At 40.2% G+C, this 15,897-nt stretch carries 15 protein-coding genes; 11 read left to right on the top strand and 4 right to left on the bottom strand.

What is annotated here, in order from left to right; translation table 11 throughout:
• Positions 1-253 precede the first annotated feature (253 nt).
• From AZE41_RS14455 to AZE41_RS14435, 5 genes are all read left to right on the top strand, one after another.
• Entirely contained in the window at positions 254-673 is a 420-nt protein-coding gene (locus AZE41_RS14455) for an organic hydroperoxide resistance protein (protein ID WP_067210774.1), read from the top strand.
• Between the two features lie 13 nt (positions 674-686).
• Entirely contained in the window at positions 687-1,166 is a 480-nt protein-coding gene (locus AZE41_RS14450) for a glutathione peroxidase (protein WP_067210771.1), read from the top strand.
• Between the two features lie 14 nt (positions 1,167-1,180).
• Positions 1,181-1,612: a MarR family winged helix-turn-helix transcriptional regulator gene (locus AZE41_RS14445; RefSeq protein ID WP_231885682.1), complete on the top strand. Its 432-nt coding sequence runs from the start codon at positions 1,181-1,183 to the stop codon at positions 1,610-1,612.
• A gap of 707 nt (positions 1,613-2,319) precedes the next feature.
• A complete protein-coding gene (locus AZE41_RS14440) occupies positions 2,320-2,655 on the top strand; it encodes a hypothetical protein (RefSeq protein ID WP_067210766.1) in 336 nt (111 codons plus the stop codon).
• Positions 2,642-3,280, top strand: coding sequence for an O-methyltransferase (locus AZE41_RS14435; protein ID WP_067210763.1), 639 nt, complete (start codon positions 2,642-2,644; stop codon positions 3,278-3,280). The genes AZE41_RS14440 and AZE41_RS14435 overlap by 14 nt, the downstream gene beginning before the upstream one ends.
• Positions 3,281-3,540: 260 nt before the next feature.
• On the opposite strand, the gene AZE41_RS14430 is transcribed toward AZE41_RS14435, so the two are convergent.
• Positions 3,541-4,137, bottom strand: coding sequence for a hypothetical protein (locus tag AZE41_RS14430; protein ID WP_067210762.1), 597 nt, complete (start codon positions 4,135-4,137; stop codon positions 3,541-3,543).
• A 485-nt stretch (positions 4,138-4,622) separates the two neighbouring features.
• On the opposite strand from AZE41_RS14430, the gene AZE41_RS14425 reads away from it, so the two are divergent.
• The gene (locus AZE41_RS14425; protein ID WP_067210759.1) at positions 4,623-5,798 is read left to right on the top strand and encodes an AAA family ATPase; all 1,176 of its coding nucleotides are present in this window, start codon (positions 4,623-4,625) and stop codon (positions 5,796-5,798) included.
• A gap of 15 nt (positions 5,799-5,813) precedes the next feature.
• Entirely contained in the window at positions 5,814-7,235 is a 1,422-nt protein-coding gene (locus AZE41_RS14420) for a vWA domain-containing protein (protein WP_067210756.1), read from the top strand.
• Between the two features lie 231 nt (positions 7,236-7,466).
• On the opposite strand, the gene AZE41_RS14415 is transcribed toward AZE41_RS14420, so the two are convergent.
• The gene (locus AZE41_RS14415; protein WP_067210754.1) at positions 7,467-8,030 is read right to left on the bottom strand and encodes a recombinase family protein; all 564 of its coding nucleotides are present in this window, start codon (positions 8,028-8,030) and stop codon (positions 7,467-7,469) included.
• A 119-nt stretch (positions 8,031-8,149) separates the two neighbouring features.
• On the opposite strand from AZE41_RS14415, the gene AZE41_RS14410 reads away from it, so the two are divergent.
• From AZE41_RS14410 to AZE41_RS14395, 4 genes are all read left to right on the top strand, one after another.
• Entirely contained in the window at positions 8,150-9,559 is a 1,410-nt protein-coding gene (locus AZE41_RS14410) for a SulP family inorganic anion transporter (RefSeq protein WP_067210751.1), read from the top strand.
• A 13-nt stretch (positions 9,560-9,572) separates the two neighbouring features.
• Positions 9,573-9,986 carry a universal stress protein gene (locus AZE41_RS14405; RefSeq protein WP_067210749.1) on the top strand — a complete coding sequence of 138 codons (414 nt, stop codon included), beginning with the start codon at positions 9,573-9,575 and terminating at the stop codon, positions 9,984-9,986.
• A gap of 200 nt (positions 9,987-10,186) precedes the next feature.
• Entirely contained in the window at positions 10,187-10,627 is a 441-nt protein-coding gene (locus AZE41_RS14400; protein WP_067210746.1) for a hypothetical protein, read from the top strand.
• Positions 10,628-11,134: 507 nt separating this feature from the next.
• On the top strand, positions 11,135-12,436 hold the full coding sequence (locus AZE41_RS14395; RefSeq protein ID WP_067210743.1) for an MFS transporter: 1,302 nt from the start codon (positions 11,135-11,137) through the stop codon (positions 12,434-12,436).
• A 440-nt stretch (positions 12,437-12,876) separates the two neighbouring features.
• On the opposite strand, the gene AZE41_RS14390 is transcribed toward AZE41_RS14395, so the two are convergent.
• Together AZE41_RS14390 and AZE41_RS14385 are read right to left on the bottom strand one after the other, a co-directional pair.
• On the bottom strand, positions 12,877-14,397 hold the full coding sequence (locus AZE41_RS14390) for a CoA-acylating methylmalonate-semialdehyde dehydrogenase (RefSeq protein ID WP_067210741.1): 1,521 nt from the start codon (positions 14,395-14,397) through the stop codon (positions 12,877-12,879).
• Between the two features lie 22 nt (positions 14,398-14,419).
• A complete protein-coding gene (locus AZE41_RS14385; RefSeq protein ID WP_067210738.1) occupies positions 14,420-15,781 on the bottom strand; it encodes an aspartate aminotransferase family protein in 1,362 nt (453 codons plus the stop codon).
• Between the last annotated feature and the right edge of the window lie 116 nt (positions 15,782-15,897).

Genomic DNA, 15,897 nt, shown 5'->3' with positions numbered 1-15,897 from the left:
CGGTTTATCCCTTTGGGTACTAGTATCCAAAGGGATTTTTAATTTTTTTTATGCTTCAGCATTCAAAAACCCGAATTAGCGATCCACTGACGAATTCCATCATAAACAGGCTTTGTTCTTTTGGTAATTATCTATGGGGTGTCACAACGTAGAAATAATAAAAAGAGAAATTAGATTATATTTGCATTTTTAATATAAATCGTGTACGATTTAGTTGTGAGCGATTTAAATAAAAGAAAAAGGAGTTTTTGACATGAAAGCACTTTATGAAACGACGATTATTAACACAGGCGGACGTGATGGGTATGTCTATTCACCGGACAATATTTTCAATTTGGATGTTGCAAAACCAGCAGCACTAGGGGGCGATGTCACAACTGCAACGAATCCGGAGCAGCTATTTGCTGCAGGTTACAGCGCATGCTTTAACAGTGCGCTTGAGTTACAGTTGGAGAAGGGGAAAGTTGACTTTTTAAGCAGTGAAGTAATAGCGACTGTTTCTCTTTACCCAGATAAAGAAGATAAAGGTGTTAAACTTGGCGTCAAGCTCAAAGTAACAATTGAGGGCGTTGACCATTCCGTCGCGGAAGAATATGTGAATAAAGCGCACCACTACTGTCCGTACTCTAAAGCACTCAATGGTAACGTTGATGTTGAAATAGTGATTAACTAAAAGGAGACTTAAAATGGTATCAGTTTATGATTTTGAAGTAAAAAAAACAAATGGGGAAATCACGTCACTGAAAGAATATGAAGGCAAGCCTCTAATTATTGTAAATACAGCTAGTAAATGTGGATTAACCCCTCAGTATGGCGGATTGCAGTCGCTTTATGAAAAGTACAAAGATGAAGGGCTGACGGTTTTGGGATTTCCTTGCGACCAGTTTAATAATCAAGAGTTTGACGATATTAATGAAACAACAGAATTCTGCCAAGTGAATTATGGTGTCACGTTCCCCATTTTTGCGAAAATTGACGTGAACGGTGACGATGCGGATCCATTTTTCACACACTTAACGACAGAGAAAAAAGGGTTGTTTTCGAAAAAAATCAAGTGGAACTTTACGAAGTTTTTAGTGAATCAACAAGGAGAGGTTGTAAAGCGATATTCGCCGCAAACTGAACCTGGAAAAATCGAAGAAGATTTGAACAAGATTTTATCATGAAGGATTTTCTGTCATTGAACAGCCAGCTTTGTTTCGCTGTATACGAAACGGCTGGAGAGTTTAATAAGCTGTATACAAGTGTATTGCAGCCGTTTGGTTTGACGTATCCGCAATACTTGGTGCTTTTAGCGTTATGGGAAAAAGATGAAGTATCGATGAAAGAACTTGGTACACGACTCGACCTCGGAACCGGAACGCTGACGCCGATGATTACACGTATGCAGGAAAACGGCTGGGTACGAAAAGAACGCTCACAAGAAGATGAACGAAAAGTGTATATTTATTTAGAAGAAAAAGCGCACCGCGATCAGGGGCCAATCACGAAACGAGTCGCAGAAGAAATCCAACTCTGTAACATCAGCTTGTCTGAATATGATGAGCTGATGATGCGGCTGAATGAGCTGCATCAAAAAATGAAAGAACGGTCAAATTCCTCTGGTGCGTAAAGCGTAGAAGGACAGTCCCTTAGTAGCATTCACCCTTTTATTATTCATTGGCGCGGTATGGATGTGATATTAAGTCTATATTTTAGGGAAAGTAAAAGAGTTAATTGTACAAATGGTAATCAACTAAATTTAACCATTAAATTACTGCTTACTTTTGCGGTGAATACTAGACACCCCATGTACACGTGCTTGCGGATCGCTTTGGATTGAACGGCTACTGCATCATTATCGGGATTTATAGCTGTTTAGGGGTGCGATAAAGTCGCACCCCTAAACAGCTATTTTCGTTAATTGTATGGTGGTCTTTCATCCGTCGCTTTCCGAAGGTACAGGTACACGAAGTGCTAAAGATTTTGGGAACGAGTGAATAACTACTTACTCTATCTTTATAACATATCGTTTTGAATTTAAGTCATTGTCACTTTCTATATAGCGTCTGCTCCAAGGCAATTCTGAAATCAAAGAGTTTACAGCATGCTTACCCAAACGGGATGGATTTGACATGTGGAAAGATTTACTGAAGATAACAATCGATGAGTTAACGAGCCTTGATCCATTCAACAAAGGGAAATGATTAAGAACAGTCCTAAGCCTCTATTTTCTATAATAAACACAAACAACTTAATATTGACAGTGTGTATACGTTTGTATACAATTAAGATAATAACACTAAGTATACAAATGTATACAGAGGGAGGAGAATACAAATGAGAGAAGAACATATCAAGGGAGAAGGTCGTCATCGCGGCAGACGCCACGGTGGGGAAGAGGGCGTGCATCAGCGTGGTGCGAAAACCTTTCGTCGAGGGAGAGCAATTGCGTTTTTAGAGCGTATGCATCTGAAGCGTTCAACTATTATGCAACAGTTAGATCAACCCGAGTTTCAATCAATCCAGCCGATTTTAGTCGGTGAATTAAAAGCGATTGATATGATCATTAATGAGTTTATTCAACTATTTGAAATCAATGTAGATGAAATGTCGGATCGCAAGCCAATGGTAGATGCTAATGAGGAAGGGATTGAGTTGGATGAAAAAAATTAACGGATATATCGATTCAGTATTTACGAAGCAAGATACTCTGTTGGAGGAAGTGATTGCATCGATTGAAGGAAACGGTATGCCTGCCATATCGGTTTCACCTTCTTCTGGCAAGCTACTTACGATGCTGACAGCCATTTCAGGGGCAAAAAATGTGCTGGAAATCGGGGCGCTTGGCGGCTATAGTGGAATTTGTCTTGCCAAAGGGTTTGGTAGTGAAGGGAAATTAACTTCCCTTGAATTAGAGGAGAGATATGCTAAGTTAGCAGCTAGCAATTTAGACAAGGCTGGCTTTGGTGATCAAGTATCTTATAGGACGGGGCCAGCTTTGAAAAGCCTTGAAGGATTAGTTGACAAGGGGCAGCGATTTGATTTTTTCTTTATCGATGCAGATAAAGAAAACTATGAAAATTACTTAGACTATTGCATTCGACTTGCGGAGGCGGGTGCGTTAATCGTGACGGATAACGTACTGGCTGGCGGTAGTGTAGTGGATCCGGAGGCGAAACCAAAACGTTATACAGAATTAATGAAAACATTCAATGAAACGGTAGCAAATCATCCCCAATTGGAATCGCTTCTTATTCCAATCGGGGATGGGATGACGATTTCACGAGTGAAGAGATAACAGAAGAATTTCAGTGACATAACTAACGGGGTCTCTTTTGGGGGAATAAACAAATAACAATGGAAATCGTACTTTACTCAGAACGTTAAAGAGAAGACTATCATCGATAAAAGCATTAAAAAAGGGCGCCCTATAAGCGCTCTTTTTATATATTTTTTTGTGAGTTATGAGAGACACTTTACAACAACTTATCAACTACAACTATAAGCATCCATTAGTTGGGTGATTTCTTTTGAAATTTCATTATCTACTTTTCCTACTTAATCGTCTGATAGAAGCGTTCTCAACATTTTCTTATCACCAAGGTACTTAATTTCCTCTATTCCACCTGGGCGAAGAATCGCTATCCCTGTTATTTCTGCATCCACTTTATCTTCCCCTTTTTTTTCATATTCAATATAAACAGTAAAGTAATAATTCGTTGGGGTGTCTTTATTTTGCTCTATAACGATTTTACTAACAGTTGTCTGATAATCGTATTTGTCCGCCGCTAAGTGGAACATTAATACATAAGTTCTCACTAATTTATCGTAACCACTTTCGGAAAAATAAGGTCCGTAGCTATCCTTTAAATATGCGCTATACTCTTTACTGAATGGTACGCTCGCCTGGTTCTGTTTCTCAGCCCACTTCCACAGTTCATTGTGTGCTTGTATTGCTTCTTTATTTGGAGTAGTCAATTCATACTCCAGATAGCCTTGAATAAGTTCTATGTTTTTGTCTTGTGGTTCGTCTTGAGTACAGCCTACAAGTAATAGGAATGTAAGAGCTGCAGATATGACAACGCCAGTCTTCCCTCGAAAGACCTTCTCTATGAAGAAAGAAATACGATTCGAACGTGATTTATTATGGTACATAGTCTCAACTACCTCCTCTTTTTTTATTTTTTATCTACTTCTTATACGGAAAGTATGTTATAAGAGTTTCATTTTTCTAACTATTATGAAAGGCGGTTACTGGCGCCAGTCACTGCCTTTCATATGATAATCATTGTCTATACCACTGTCAGATATTGAAGACCCCTCGTTGTAAACTGTAGGCGTTGTTTATTTCCAGACAGATGCCTTCTATTTAAATGGGATGATTCATCGGATTTCCAGCGCCAACTGAATGAGTTACTCAACAGTAGTATGACGTTACCTATAAGAATAGTTGGTGCAAAGACATCTATGGTGAAAATATAGTAATTGGATGATTAAAATGACTGAGTATCCATCAAACTGTTATGTAGAACAAGAATCTTTCAGAGGCAAATTCGACATGTTCTTTGTAAAGGAAAGCAAGATGCATTTGAAGACGAATACCTTTTTTAATTACATTCCAAAGTTAGGAGTTATATAAAATGACAATTACTAATTTTAAAAAATTAGAGGAAATCAGACAGGCACTCAATTCAAGGTTTTTCGAACGAGAGAACGAAGTTGAGGGGATTCTTGTAGCTCTGCTCTCTAGACAGCATATGCTCATGATTGGGCCTGCTGGAACTGCGAAATCCGCATTGGCGTTTGAATTAGCAAAAATAGTACAAGGAACAGAATACTTCCAATGGTTGCTGACAAGGTTCAGTACACCCGAAGAAGTTTTTGGCCCGTTGTCGTTAAAAGACCTTGAACAAGGTGTGTACAAGAGGAATACAGCAACTAAAATGCCAGAAGCTAATCTAGTTTTCCTTGACGAAATATTCAAAGCAAACTCGGCAATCTTGAATAGTTTACTGACGCTTATCAACGAAAGACTCTTCTATAATAACGGAACGCCAGTAAAGGTTCCTTTAATATCAGTTATTGGTGCTTCGAACGAATATCCTGAAGAAGGAGAAGGGCTTGAAGCTCTTTTCGACAGGTTTTTACTTCGGTTCGAGCTAGACTATATTGCGGATGATACGAATTTTGTTTCTATGATGAAGGGGACCGGTCAAAATCAGGCCATGCCTTCCTTGACGATGGATGAATTGATTCAACTCCAGTTTTTGACGGACAGGGTTACAATACCGGATGAAGTGTATGAAATTCTTTCGGAAATTCGTACTAATTTGCGTGACGAGGGAATTCGGCCTTCTGACAGGCGGTTTCAACAGTCGCTTTCAGTCCTTCAAGCGAAGGCGTTGATAAACCAAAGGCAAGTTGTGAAGATAGATGATATTGTCATCCTGGAAAATGTACTCTGGGAAACGGTGGATCAAAAAGATACCGTGTCTTCCATTATTCGCAACCATTCACAAGATGTTGTTACTCAGATCCTCTACTCCATACAAAATGAAGCAAATGAAGTATTCTACGCCATACTGCAGGATCATTCGCCAGAAGCAGGAATGGAAGCAACTCAAAAAATGAAAGCTTTAGTGGCTGATTTGAAGAATCTCCAAAGTAACAATCAAAGTAGGAAGGCTGATATTGGCCCATTACTTGATAAAGTGACCTCGATGGAACATGAAATCCTGGATAGTATTTTAGAACCGTGGTATTTTGAATCCCAAAATGACAAGAGGGGCTCCACCAGCACCTTTTTTAATATGTGAAAGGGGGTATTCTTTATGAAGAATCGTTCAGTCTTGAATACGGACGCATACGATAAAAGACGTTTTAAAGAAATTTTCGACATGTCTCTGGGTCTTCAAAAGGTAAGAGTTGAAGGTGCTTTGCCAATGTTCGAACCATTATTGGCTGATATTTGGGCTTCCTTATATAAGATGAAACCAGAAATTTTGGCAGGGGACGTAGACTGTGTACTTAAGGTGAATAAAACACTTATGGACAGAATCATGGCGGATGAATCCTTTGTACACTACCGAAGCTTCACCCGATTGGATGATTTATTGTCAGCTATCGGCACGGTGAAATTCGGAGAAAAGACGAATCGATGGCTGGCTGACCAAAAAGAGGAAGATGAAGACTTTCAAAAACAGATCCAGGAAATTCACGCAATGCAAAGGCAACCTCAAGAGCAGGATTGGCAAGAAGAGCCAGGGAGTGGAAGTCGGGTGTCGGAAGAGATTTTTAATGAAATGATGACTAAATTTGATGAGAAATTGCAACAGTTGCTTCAAAATAACAGTCATAGCTTTTCACAAGCATTGGCTCAAGCCATGCAAGAAACAAAACAAGTGAAAGACGGTCTAAAGTCGTTGCTTGGCGGCTATAGTGCAGGGAGTGGTGATGCGGAATTAAAAAAGGTTCCTTTACGCGACCAACTAGCATTAGCTGAAAAAATGGCTTCTGATAAAACGATGAAAGAAATAGCGGAGTGGGCGGGTAGATTCAAACAGATAGCCCGTAAAAAGCAGAAATCCATACATAAAGAGTCTATGGGAAGAAGGGGAGTTACGTTAGGCAACGATATCGAGAGGTTACTCCCGATGGAATTTGGCTTATACATGCATCCAATATCGAAGAACGATTTTCTTCGTCGCTTTGTTGAAGGCCAAACCATGCAATATGAACAGAAAGGGCGTGAGGTATTGGAGAAGGGTCCAATCGTACTTTGTCTAGATCAGTCAGGCAGTATGTACAAACTGGATACACAATCCAAAGGTTTTATATTAACCCTAATGTCCATTGCGAGAAGGCAGCGAAGGGATTTTTGCTTAATATTATTCTCTACTCTGACAGAAATTCATAAATATGAAAAAGGGAAAATTAAAGGGTCTGATATGGTTAGTTTGGCTCGAACCTTTCTAGGTGGAGGCACGAATTTTGCACTTCCGCTTGATGAAGCGATGAATGTAATCAATGAAAGTCGGTTTAAACAAGCCGATTTGGTTTTCGTTACGGATGGTGAGGACACTTTAAACGATTCGTTTCTACTAGAATTCAACAAAAAGAAAAAAGAAAAGGATTTCAATGTTCTTTCCCTAGTGCTCGGAAGCAGCATACATATAGTAGAACAGTTTTCAGACAGGGTTATTCAAGTTCATGATTTTGATGACGCAGGCAGTTTTACTGCTTTTGAAATATAAACTATATATGTTGAACCAATGAATCCTGCGTATGCGCTTTACAAGGGCATTTGAGAGATCGTTGAAAAAGTCCTAATACTTAGAACTAATTAGAATTCCTGCCAATACCGCTTTGACGCTTTGTGGATGCCTCCCGCGATAAGCCAGAAAGAAGACCAATTGGGAGGCACCCCCTAGCGCCAAGCGTTGTTGGTAGGATTCTTTATTGCAACATATCTAGTTTTATATCTGTTATTCTGTCTCATCGGATACCGATGTAGAACGATCATCCAAATAGCGATATAAAGTAGACTTACTAATTCCAGTCGCTTCTTTTATGTCATATAACGTATAATTTTTACTGTCATACATTGAAAAAGCCAGCTGTAAATTGTCATCTGGTTTTCGTGGACGACCAATCGATTTACCCTGTTGTTTAGCAGCTTGTAGCGTAAATGTAGAAGAATGGCTTAGAAATTTAGATTGTAAATCCGCGAAAAAAGTAGCACTTTGAAGTAGTGAAGCTTTTTGTATTGTTTGATTGGATAATTGTTCATCGAGGAAGTGAATGGCGATTTGATCTCGTTCTGCTAGTCGTAAAATATCTAAAAGCTGCTGCAGGGAATCAGCTAATACTACAATATTTTGGACGAATAGTTCATCATCTTTTTTAAGTGCCATTAATAAGTGTTCAAGCTCTGTTCTTTTCCTGGCAAGTCCATGTGTCTCTTTACATAATGTATCAATGAAAAGTTCATTTAATTGGTGGGCGCAATGTTGATCCAAGACAATCGGACGGATATATCCGTATTTCATTTTTTCGCTCCTAACTTCCCAAAAGTATTACCTTATGGGACTAAAAATGATATGATATTAACATTCTAACATTGGCATAAGCTTTTTTATAATTTTAGACATCATGAAAGGGGAACCGTATGTATACTTTAAAACAACAGTGGTTTGGGAATGTGCGTGCCGATCTTTTAGCAGGTATGGTTGTAGGACTGGCACTCATTCCCGAAGCATTGGCTTTTGCGTTCATTGTGGGTGTAGATCCACGTGTCGCGTTATATGCTTCATTTACAATTGCGGTCATTATTTCGTTTGTAGGTGGCCGACCTGGTTTAATTTCAGCTGCGACAGGTGCGATGGCTTTAGTGCTCGTCAGCTTAATGGCGAATCATGGTCTACAATATGTACTTGCAGCCACAATTTTAACAGGAATTATTCAATTAATACTCGGGGGACTTGGTGTTGCGAATTTAATGCGCTTCATCCCAAACTCCGTCATGCTTGGATTTGTGAATGCACTAGGGATTATGATTTTCATTACACAAATGCCTTATTTACTTGGGTCAAACAGTATGACCTATCTATTTGCGATTGTTACATTAATTTTAGTGTACGCGATTCCACGATTTTTCACGGCTATTCCTGCACCTCTTGTTGCGATTGTCGTTATGACTTGTATTGCGCTCATAAGTGGTGTGAAGTTACAGACGATTGGTGATCTAGGGACGATGCCAAATTCATTGCCGGTTTTTTTTCTTCCAGATATTCCACTTAACTTTGAAACGTTAAAAATCATATTCCCTTATGCTTTGGCTTTATCGATTGTTGGTTTATTGGAATCATTACTTACTTCCCAAGTATTGGATGATATGACTGATACGTCGAGTAATAAAAATAAAGAAGCACGTGGACAAGGGATCGCCAACTTTATCACTGGTTTTTTCGGTGGGATGGCAGGTTGTGCTTTGATTGGTCAATCAATCATCAATATTAAATCAGGTGGACGAGGACGCTTATCAACATTAACCGCGGGTGTATTTCTACTGTTTTTAATTATCGTTTTAGGTGATGTAGTTATCAAAATTCCGATGCCTGTTCTTGTCGGGGTGATGATTATGGTTAGTATTACAACATTTAATTGGGGTTCGTTTAAGTTTCTGAAACAAGCGCCTAAATCGGAATCACTTGTTATGCTCATTACAATTGCGATTATCTTATATACACATAATTTAGCGATTGGTGTTGTTAGTGGTGTTATATTAAGTGCGCTATTTTTTGTTGCAAAAATTTCTCGTGTGACAGTAACGCATGATTTAGATGGATATAAGGTGAAAGGACCTTTGTTTTTTGCATCAACTACGAAATTTATTCAGTCATTCGACAATGTTACAGAAAATGAAATCGTCATTAATTTTGAAAACAGTCAGCTGTGGGATGAATCTGCAGTCGGTGCAATATATAAAGTGAAACAGAAGCTTGAGCAAAAAGGTGTGAAGGTACAGATTCAAGGGTTAAATTCTTCAAGTGAACAATTGTACAAACGATTAACATAAGGGAGGAATTCACATGAAGATTGCTGTAGCAATTGATGGGTCAGAAAATGCTTTAGGTGCAGCAAAACATGCTATTACGATCGTCCGTTACTTACCTGATGCGCAGTTAGAAGTTATTTATGTCTCGGACTATAATAAGGCAAAAGATGAGCGGCTGTTATCGCAAAGTCCAGAGAGCTTAACATTAAAACGAGAGCAAAAAATGCATCCTATTTTAGAACTAGCAAAAGATGTCGGAGTGAAGACGAAGACTACCATGTTGAAAGGGAATCCAAGTCAAGAAATAATAAAGTATGTGAATTCAGAAGGAATTGACCAACTTGTCATCGGGAGTCGCGGCTTAAATACTTTTCAAGAAATGATAATCGGCAGCGTCAGTCACAAAGTAATGAAGCATGTAAATTGTCCGATTACGATTGTTAAATAAAGAGCTTTCATACCCAATGCTATCTGATGCATGACTGGTGAGAAATTGAGTTAAGAGTGCCTGTTCATTCCCTTATAAAGAATTTTTTCGTTTGGACTCCTTCCTATTTTTGGGGTTATGTGTATTACTAATTTCACGCACATATTAATGCAACAGGAATGTAATTAAATCTTTACATACTGAAATAGGAGGTGTTAGTTGTGAAAAAAATGATTAAGTCCCTTACCATCATTTTAATATCTACCTTGCTTTTGATAAGCTGTAGCAATAATGAGGAAAAACTAAGTAAAGTGAATGTGAAACAATTAACTAGAGTTGATGTTCAAGTGGAGAAACCTGATGAAAGCTATGACGAAGCGGTAATGATTACCGATAAAGATATTGTGGATTTGTCGAGGGTGATATTTGACCAAATTGAATGGCAACAAAATGTAAAAGCTGAGATGGATAGAAGAGAAGATGTAAAAGTAACTTTATTTTTCAGTGTTGATAAACATATGACTGAAAAATTAGTTGAATACTTTATTTGGTTTAATGATGGTAATGAAACGGCAACAATTATTGATAGGGTTGAAAATACTTACGGTACAATGGACAAGGAAAATGCCACGAAATTGAAAGAACTAGTGTTAAGGAAATAAAAAATAATACGTTATTTCCTGAATTGAAAATAGAAAGTATCGGTGCTATAATCGATGCTTTTTTGGGGCGTTGAAATAAGTGTTACATTTTTTTATATTTCCCCCCTGACGAGAACCCTTTACCAGTGATATTATTCTTCTTTCGGTTTGTTCTAGGAATCAAGTGTGTAGTGTGTTATTACATCAACTTGCGCTTGAAGTACTGTTAAATTCTCTTGAATGGGTAAAATAAAATTTCCTGTACCGTACTCAATAATAAAGTGTCTGCGCAGAAACAAATAACAACTTCACCCGCTACGCCATTTCATAATGCGTACCAAAGCGGGATTTTTTAATAGCACAATAAACCATCAAATGGGATATTGAATCACGTAAATAGGTAATTTATTATAAAAATCCCTTGTAGTGTACGGGGGTGTTAAAATAAAGTCACGGATAGTATGTTAGACGACTACCCTTAAATTTGGTCCTATCGGTTTCTTTGAGTTGGTAAAGGGGGATTTCCATATGAGAAAAAAAGACTCGTTAGGGCTAGCGCACTATGTAGATTCAATTGAAGCACAACAAAAGCTATATAAGCGGTCGCTATTTGTTGTCGTGATGTCCCAGATTTTTGGTGGGGCGGGACTTGCAGCTGGGATTACTGTGGGGGCATTAATTGCTAGGGATATGTTAGGAACTGCAAGCTTTGCAGGGTTGCCGGCTGCATTGTTTACACTTGGATCTGCGCTTGCAGCGTTCTTAGTGGGCAGGATTTCGCAGCGTTTTGGTCGTCGGTACGGATTGTCACTTGGGTTCATCACAGGTGGAATCGGTGCGATAGGTGTCATCTTCGCAACGACTATGGACAATGTGTTGTTATTATTTATTTCGCTATTTGTTTATGGTGCAGGGACTTCGACGAATCTACAGGCGCGTTACGCCGGAACAGATTTGGCTAGTGACAAGCAGCGTGCGACTGCCATTAGTATCGCGATGGTTTCAACTACGATAGGTGCGGTGGCGGGACCTAATTTAGTGACACCGATGGGGAACTTCGCAATGACGCTAGGTATACCAGCTTTAGCGGGGCCATTCATATTAGCAGCGGCGGCGTATCTCGTAGCTGGACTAACGTTGTTCTTCTATTTGCGTCCTGATCCATTTCTAGTTGCAAGAGCAATTGCGGTAAAGCAGGAAAAACAAGTTAATTCAAATACTACAACAGTAAATAAAACACGACAGAGTAAAGTAAACCGAATCGGTATTTTTGTCGGTGCGATGGTTCTCGTCTTGTCTCATCTCGTCATGGTTGCGATCATGACAATGACCCCAATCCATATGCAAAACCATGGATCTGGACTGACGGTCGTTGGATTGGTGATCAGTCTACATATTGCGGCGATGTATTTGCCATCGCTTGGTACAGGTCTATTAGTCGATAAATTCGGTCGTACAGTAATGGTCATTGCTTCGGGTGTCACGTTATCAATTGCGGGATTACTAGCAGCCTTTTCTCCAGGTGATTCCCTCGTCTGGTTGACGATTGCACTAATAGTGCTAGGCCTTGGATGGAATTTTGGCTTAATCAGCGGAACAGCAATCATCATTGATTCAACTGATATGACAACACGTGCAAAAACACAAGGTTCTGTTGATGTGTGGGTTGCTTTAGCTGGAACAGCAGGCAGTATATTGTCAGGAATCATTGTTGCCTACTCAAGCTATGCTGTTTTAGGCTTTCTCGGCATGTACCTTTCGTTACTTTTGATACCACTTATTGTTTGGAAACGGTTTAAAGAGAAAAAAGAACATCACAAAACTAAATGACAGAAGCAAGAAAATAATGATCCTGCAGCAGTTAGCACATGTGATATGAAAAGAAAAATGAGAGAATTACACTTCATTCTATTGAATAGAAAACACCGGAAATCCATCGACCAAAACTCGGCGGGATTCCGGTATTATTTTTGTGTAAATCAACACTTCTGTTGATTTACCAAGAGTAACTATATAAGTTGAAATAAAGACTCCCATCAAATCCGTTACGGCGCTCGGGGATGCCTCCAGCCCTTAGCCAGATGAGGTATCCTTTAAACTATATGGAATAGCCTCTTGGCATTAACGGTATAATTTCTGCGGAGAATGCAGAAATTATACCAACCGAACTCTTCGTTGTTCGGTTGGCTACCCCTAGTAACGCGCCTTCACTCAGTTCATATAGGTATTCATTTGTTCAACATATATAGTAGTTTATTTTACGTGAACCATCAGTCGTTGTTACTTGGAAAAGCAAATGTTGACGCGGATTCACTGTTCTCTTCAAACCACTTTTCTGAAATGGTTTTAGTCTTGGTGAAGAAGCGGGCTTGGTCAGGCCCAAACATATGCCCCTCACCGAATCTCGAGCGTTTCCAACCGCCAAAGTTATGATAACCAACAGGAATTGGAATTGGCACGTTTACCCCAACCATGCCGACGTCAATCTCCGTTATAAATTTGCGAGCGGCTGCTCCGTTATTTGTGAAAACTGTGACACCGTTACCGAGCTCATGTGCATTGATTAAGTCGATTGCTTGCTCTAATGTATCTACCCGAACGACATTACGAGCAGGTCCAAATACCTCTTGCTCATAAATCTCCATGCCAGGTTTGACGTTATCTAATAAGGTAGGACCTAGATAGAAGCCATTGGAATTTTTAGCGATGTCTGGATTGCGACCATCGCATACGAGTGTAGCACCTTCTTCTAGGCTACGGTCGATAAAGCCAATGATCGCGTCCTTTGATTGCTTTGTAATAACAGGCCCAAAATCAACGTCTGAATCTGTGTATGGCCCTACTTTTAATTTTGCGATTTTATCAGCCAATACTTTGACGAGTTTATTCGCTGTTTCTTCGCCGACGGGAATGATTGTGGAAATGGCCATACAGCGTTGGGAAGCGGCACCATAGGCCGCGCCTAAAAATGCGTTTGCGACCTGTTCTAAATCTGCATCTGGCATGACAATCATATTGTTTTTACCGCCACCTAATGCCGTAACGCGCTTGCCGTATTTTGAACCGGTTGTGTAAATATAATCAGCGACAGCTGTGGAGCCGACAAACGAAATGGCTTCAACAGCAGGGTTTTCTAATAGCTCGTTGACCGCATCCTTGTCGCCATTGATGACTGTCCAAACACCATCGGGTAAACCCGCTTCTTTCCACAGTTCCGATAAAAATAATGCGGAGCAGGGCACGCGCTCGGACGGCTTTAAAATGACGGAATTGCCGACTGCGACCGCCATAGTTGTAATGGCAAGTGGCACCATCACTGGAAAGTTGAATGGGGAAATCGCTGCAACAACGCCAAGTGGTGCTTTTACGGAATAAGCATTAATATTCCCACCAACATTGACGGAGTACTCACCTTTTAATAGGTGAGGGGCATTGATGGCTAAGTCGACGGATTCTAAACCACGTGTGATTTCACCCTTGGCATCCTCGATTGTTTTCCCGCTTTCGATACAAATGATGTCGATGAGCGTATCGATACGTGCGGTCATCAATTGACGAAACTTCATGACAATTTCAACGCGTTTGCCAATCGATAGGGCGCGCCATGCCGGAAAGGCTGCTTTAGCTGTTGCAATTGCGCTTTGCACTTCCTCTTTCGTTGCAATAGGGACGCGTGCAATCACTGCCCCTAAACTCGGATTGAAAACATCTGAGAAGTGACCACTTGTGCCTGCAACGATTTCACCATTAATAAAATGCCCTAGTTCTTTTACCTCTGTATTTGTTACCATACATTCATTTCCCCCTTGTGTTTTACGCTTTTGGCAGTAGTTCATTTAAAGCGTTCGTAAGTTTTTCAACAATCAAATCTTTTTCTGCTAATGAAATAATCAGTGGTGGAGCGAGTGTTAAAGTATTGTTAAAGCCTGCAACCGTGACACCATTTTTCCCAATGATTAACCCTTGTTCTTTACATAAAGCGATGACTTTGTTGACAGCAGTTACATCAAGTGGCGCTTTGCTGTTTTTGTCACTCACAAGCTCAATGCCAATCAGTAAGCCTTTACCGCGGATGTTGCCGACATTTGGATGATTCTTTAAGCGTTCTTGTAGTTCCGCATGGATAATTGCGCCCATTTCTTCTGAGCGAGCAAATAAATTTTCATTTTCCATGATTTCGATATTTTTGAGGGCAACTGCACAAGCTGCTGGAGAACCTCCGAATGTGTTGACGTGGCGGAAAAAGTCGTACTCCTCACTCCCATTGAAAGCCTCATAAATTTCGCGACGCACAGCTGTAGCAGATAACGGCATATAAGCACTTGTTAAGCCTTTTGCCATTGTGACAATATCCGGCTGAATGCCATAGTTTTGGAAGCCAAATGCTTTGCCTGTACGTCCGAAGCCGCAAATTACTTCATCGACAATGAGCAGGGCCCCATGCTTTTCACAAACTGCTTTTACCCCACGCAAATAGTCCTCATGGGGCATAATCACGCCTCCACCGGTAATAATAGGCTCAAGTATTACGCCGGCAATCGTCTCGGATGATTCCCAAGTCATGACATTATCGATTGCCTGAACAGACGGTAGGGCAGTTGGCTCTGTAATATGATCTTCGTTTGCACGGTAGGCATCTGGTGGTGCAACATGGAGGAAACCAGGTGCTAACGGTTCGTACTTATATTTACGTTGTGCTTGCCCTGTTGCCGCTAATGCCCCCATCGTATTGCCGTGGTAGGCACGATAGCGGGAAATAAATTTGGTGCGATTTGTATGACCTTTTTGCTGATGGTATTGACGTGCGATTTTGAAAGCGGCTTCATTCGCCTCTGAACCACTATTAGAGAAAAACACAACATAATCATCGCCTAATAATTCGCTGATTTTTTCGCTCAGTTGAATGGCAGGGATGTGCCCAACGGATAGAGGAGTATAGGCATTTTCCAGTAATTGCTCGTAAGCGACTTTGGCGAGTTCCTCTCGCCCGTAGCCAACGTTCACACACCATAAACCAGACATGGCATCTAAATAACGTTTCCCATCAATGTCCGTTATCCAAGCGCCCTTCGATTTCTGAATGATTGTCGTCGCGTTTGGGTTGTAGGGCTTCATGGAATGCCATACATATTGTTCATCTTTTACTTGCCAATTTTGACTCGTTAAATTCGTCATCGAGCATCATCACTCCTTCATTTATCATCATGCTATCACTAGCGTTGCATAAATACAGGCAGAAAATTCACTCTATTAAATTTCACAGTTCAGAGCCAAAAAGGGAAACACTTCAA

The sequence above is a fragment of the Sporosarcina psychrophila genome (assembly GCF_001590685.1).
GTDB classification, from domain to species: domain Bacteria; phylum Bacillota; class Bacilli; order Bacillales_A; family Planococcaceae; genus Sporosarcina; species Sporosarcina psychrophila.
The sequence above is the reverse complement of the archived record's forward strand: the minus strand, read 5'-3'. Positions and strand labels throughout refer to the sequence as shown.

What these genes read in the sequence shown, in the direction of transcription:
- AZE41_RS14430 (WP_067210762.1), bottom strand. Translation starts at nt 4,137, where the DNA reads ATGTACCATAATAAATCACGTTCGAATCGTATTTCTTTCTTCATAGAG.
- AZE41_RS14455 (WP_067210774.1), top strand. Translation starts at nt 254, where the DNA reads ATGAAAGCACTTTATGAAACGACGATTATTAACACAGGCGGACGTGAT.
- AZE41_RS14390 (WP_067210741.1), bottom strand. Translation starts at nt 14,397, where the DNA reads ATGGTAACAAATACAGAGGTAAAAGAACTAGGGCATTTTATTAATGGT.
- AZE41_RS14440 (WP_067210766.1), top strand. Translation starts at nt 2,320, where the DNA reads ATGAGAGAAGAACATATCAAGGGAGAAGGTCGTCATCGCGGCAGACGC.
- AZE41_RS14405 (WP_067210749.1), top strand. Translation starts at nt 9,573, where the DNA reads ATGAAGATTGCTGTAGCAATTGATGGGTCAGAAAATGCTTTAGGTGCA.
- AZE41_RS14425 (WP_067210759.1), top strand. Translation starts at nt 4,623, where the DNA reads ATGACAATTACTAATTTTAAAAAATTAGAGGAAATCAGACAGGCACTC.
- AZE41_RS14415 (WP_067210754.1), bottom strand. Translation starts at nt 8,030, where the DNA reads ATGAAATACGGATATATCCGTCCGATTGTCTTGGATCAACATTGCGCC.
- AZE41_RS14450 (WP_067210771.1), top strand. Translation starts at nt 687, where the DNA reads ATGGTATCAGTTTATGATTTTGAAGTAAAAAAAACAAATGGGGAAATC.
- AZE41_RS14395 (WP_067210743.1), top strand. Translation starts at nt 11,135, where the DNA reads ATGAGAAAAAAAGACTCGTTAGGGCTAGCGCACTATGTAGATTCAATT.
- AZE41_RS14385 (WP_067210738.1), bottom strand. Translation starts at nt 15,781, where the DNA reads ATGACGAATTTAACGAGTCAAAATTGGCAAGTAAAAGATGAACAATAT.
- AZE41_RS14435 (WP_067210763.1), top strand. Translation starts at nt 2,642, where the DNA reads ATGAAAAAAATTAACGGATATATCGATTCAGTATTTACGAAGCAAGAT.
- AZE41_RS14410 (WP_067210751.1), top strand. Translation starts at nt 8,150, where the DNA reads ATGTATACTTTAAAACAACAGTGGTTTGGGAATGTGCGTGCCGATCTT.
- AZE41_RS14420 (WP_067210756.1), top strand. Translation starts at nt 5,814, where the DNA reads ATGAAGAATCGTTCAGTCTTGAATACGGACGCATACGATAAAAGACGT.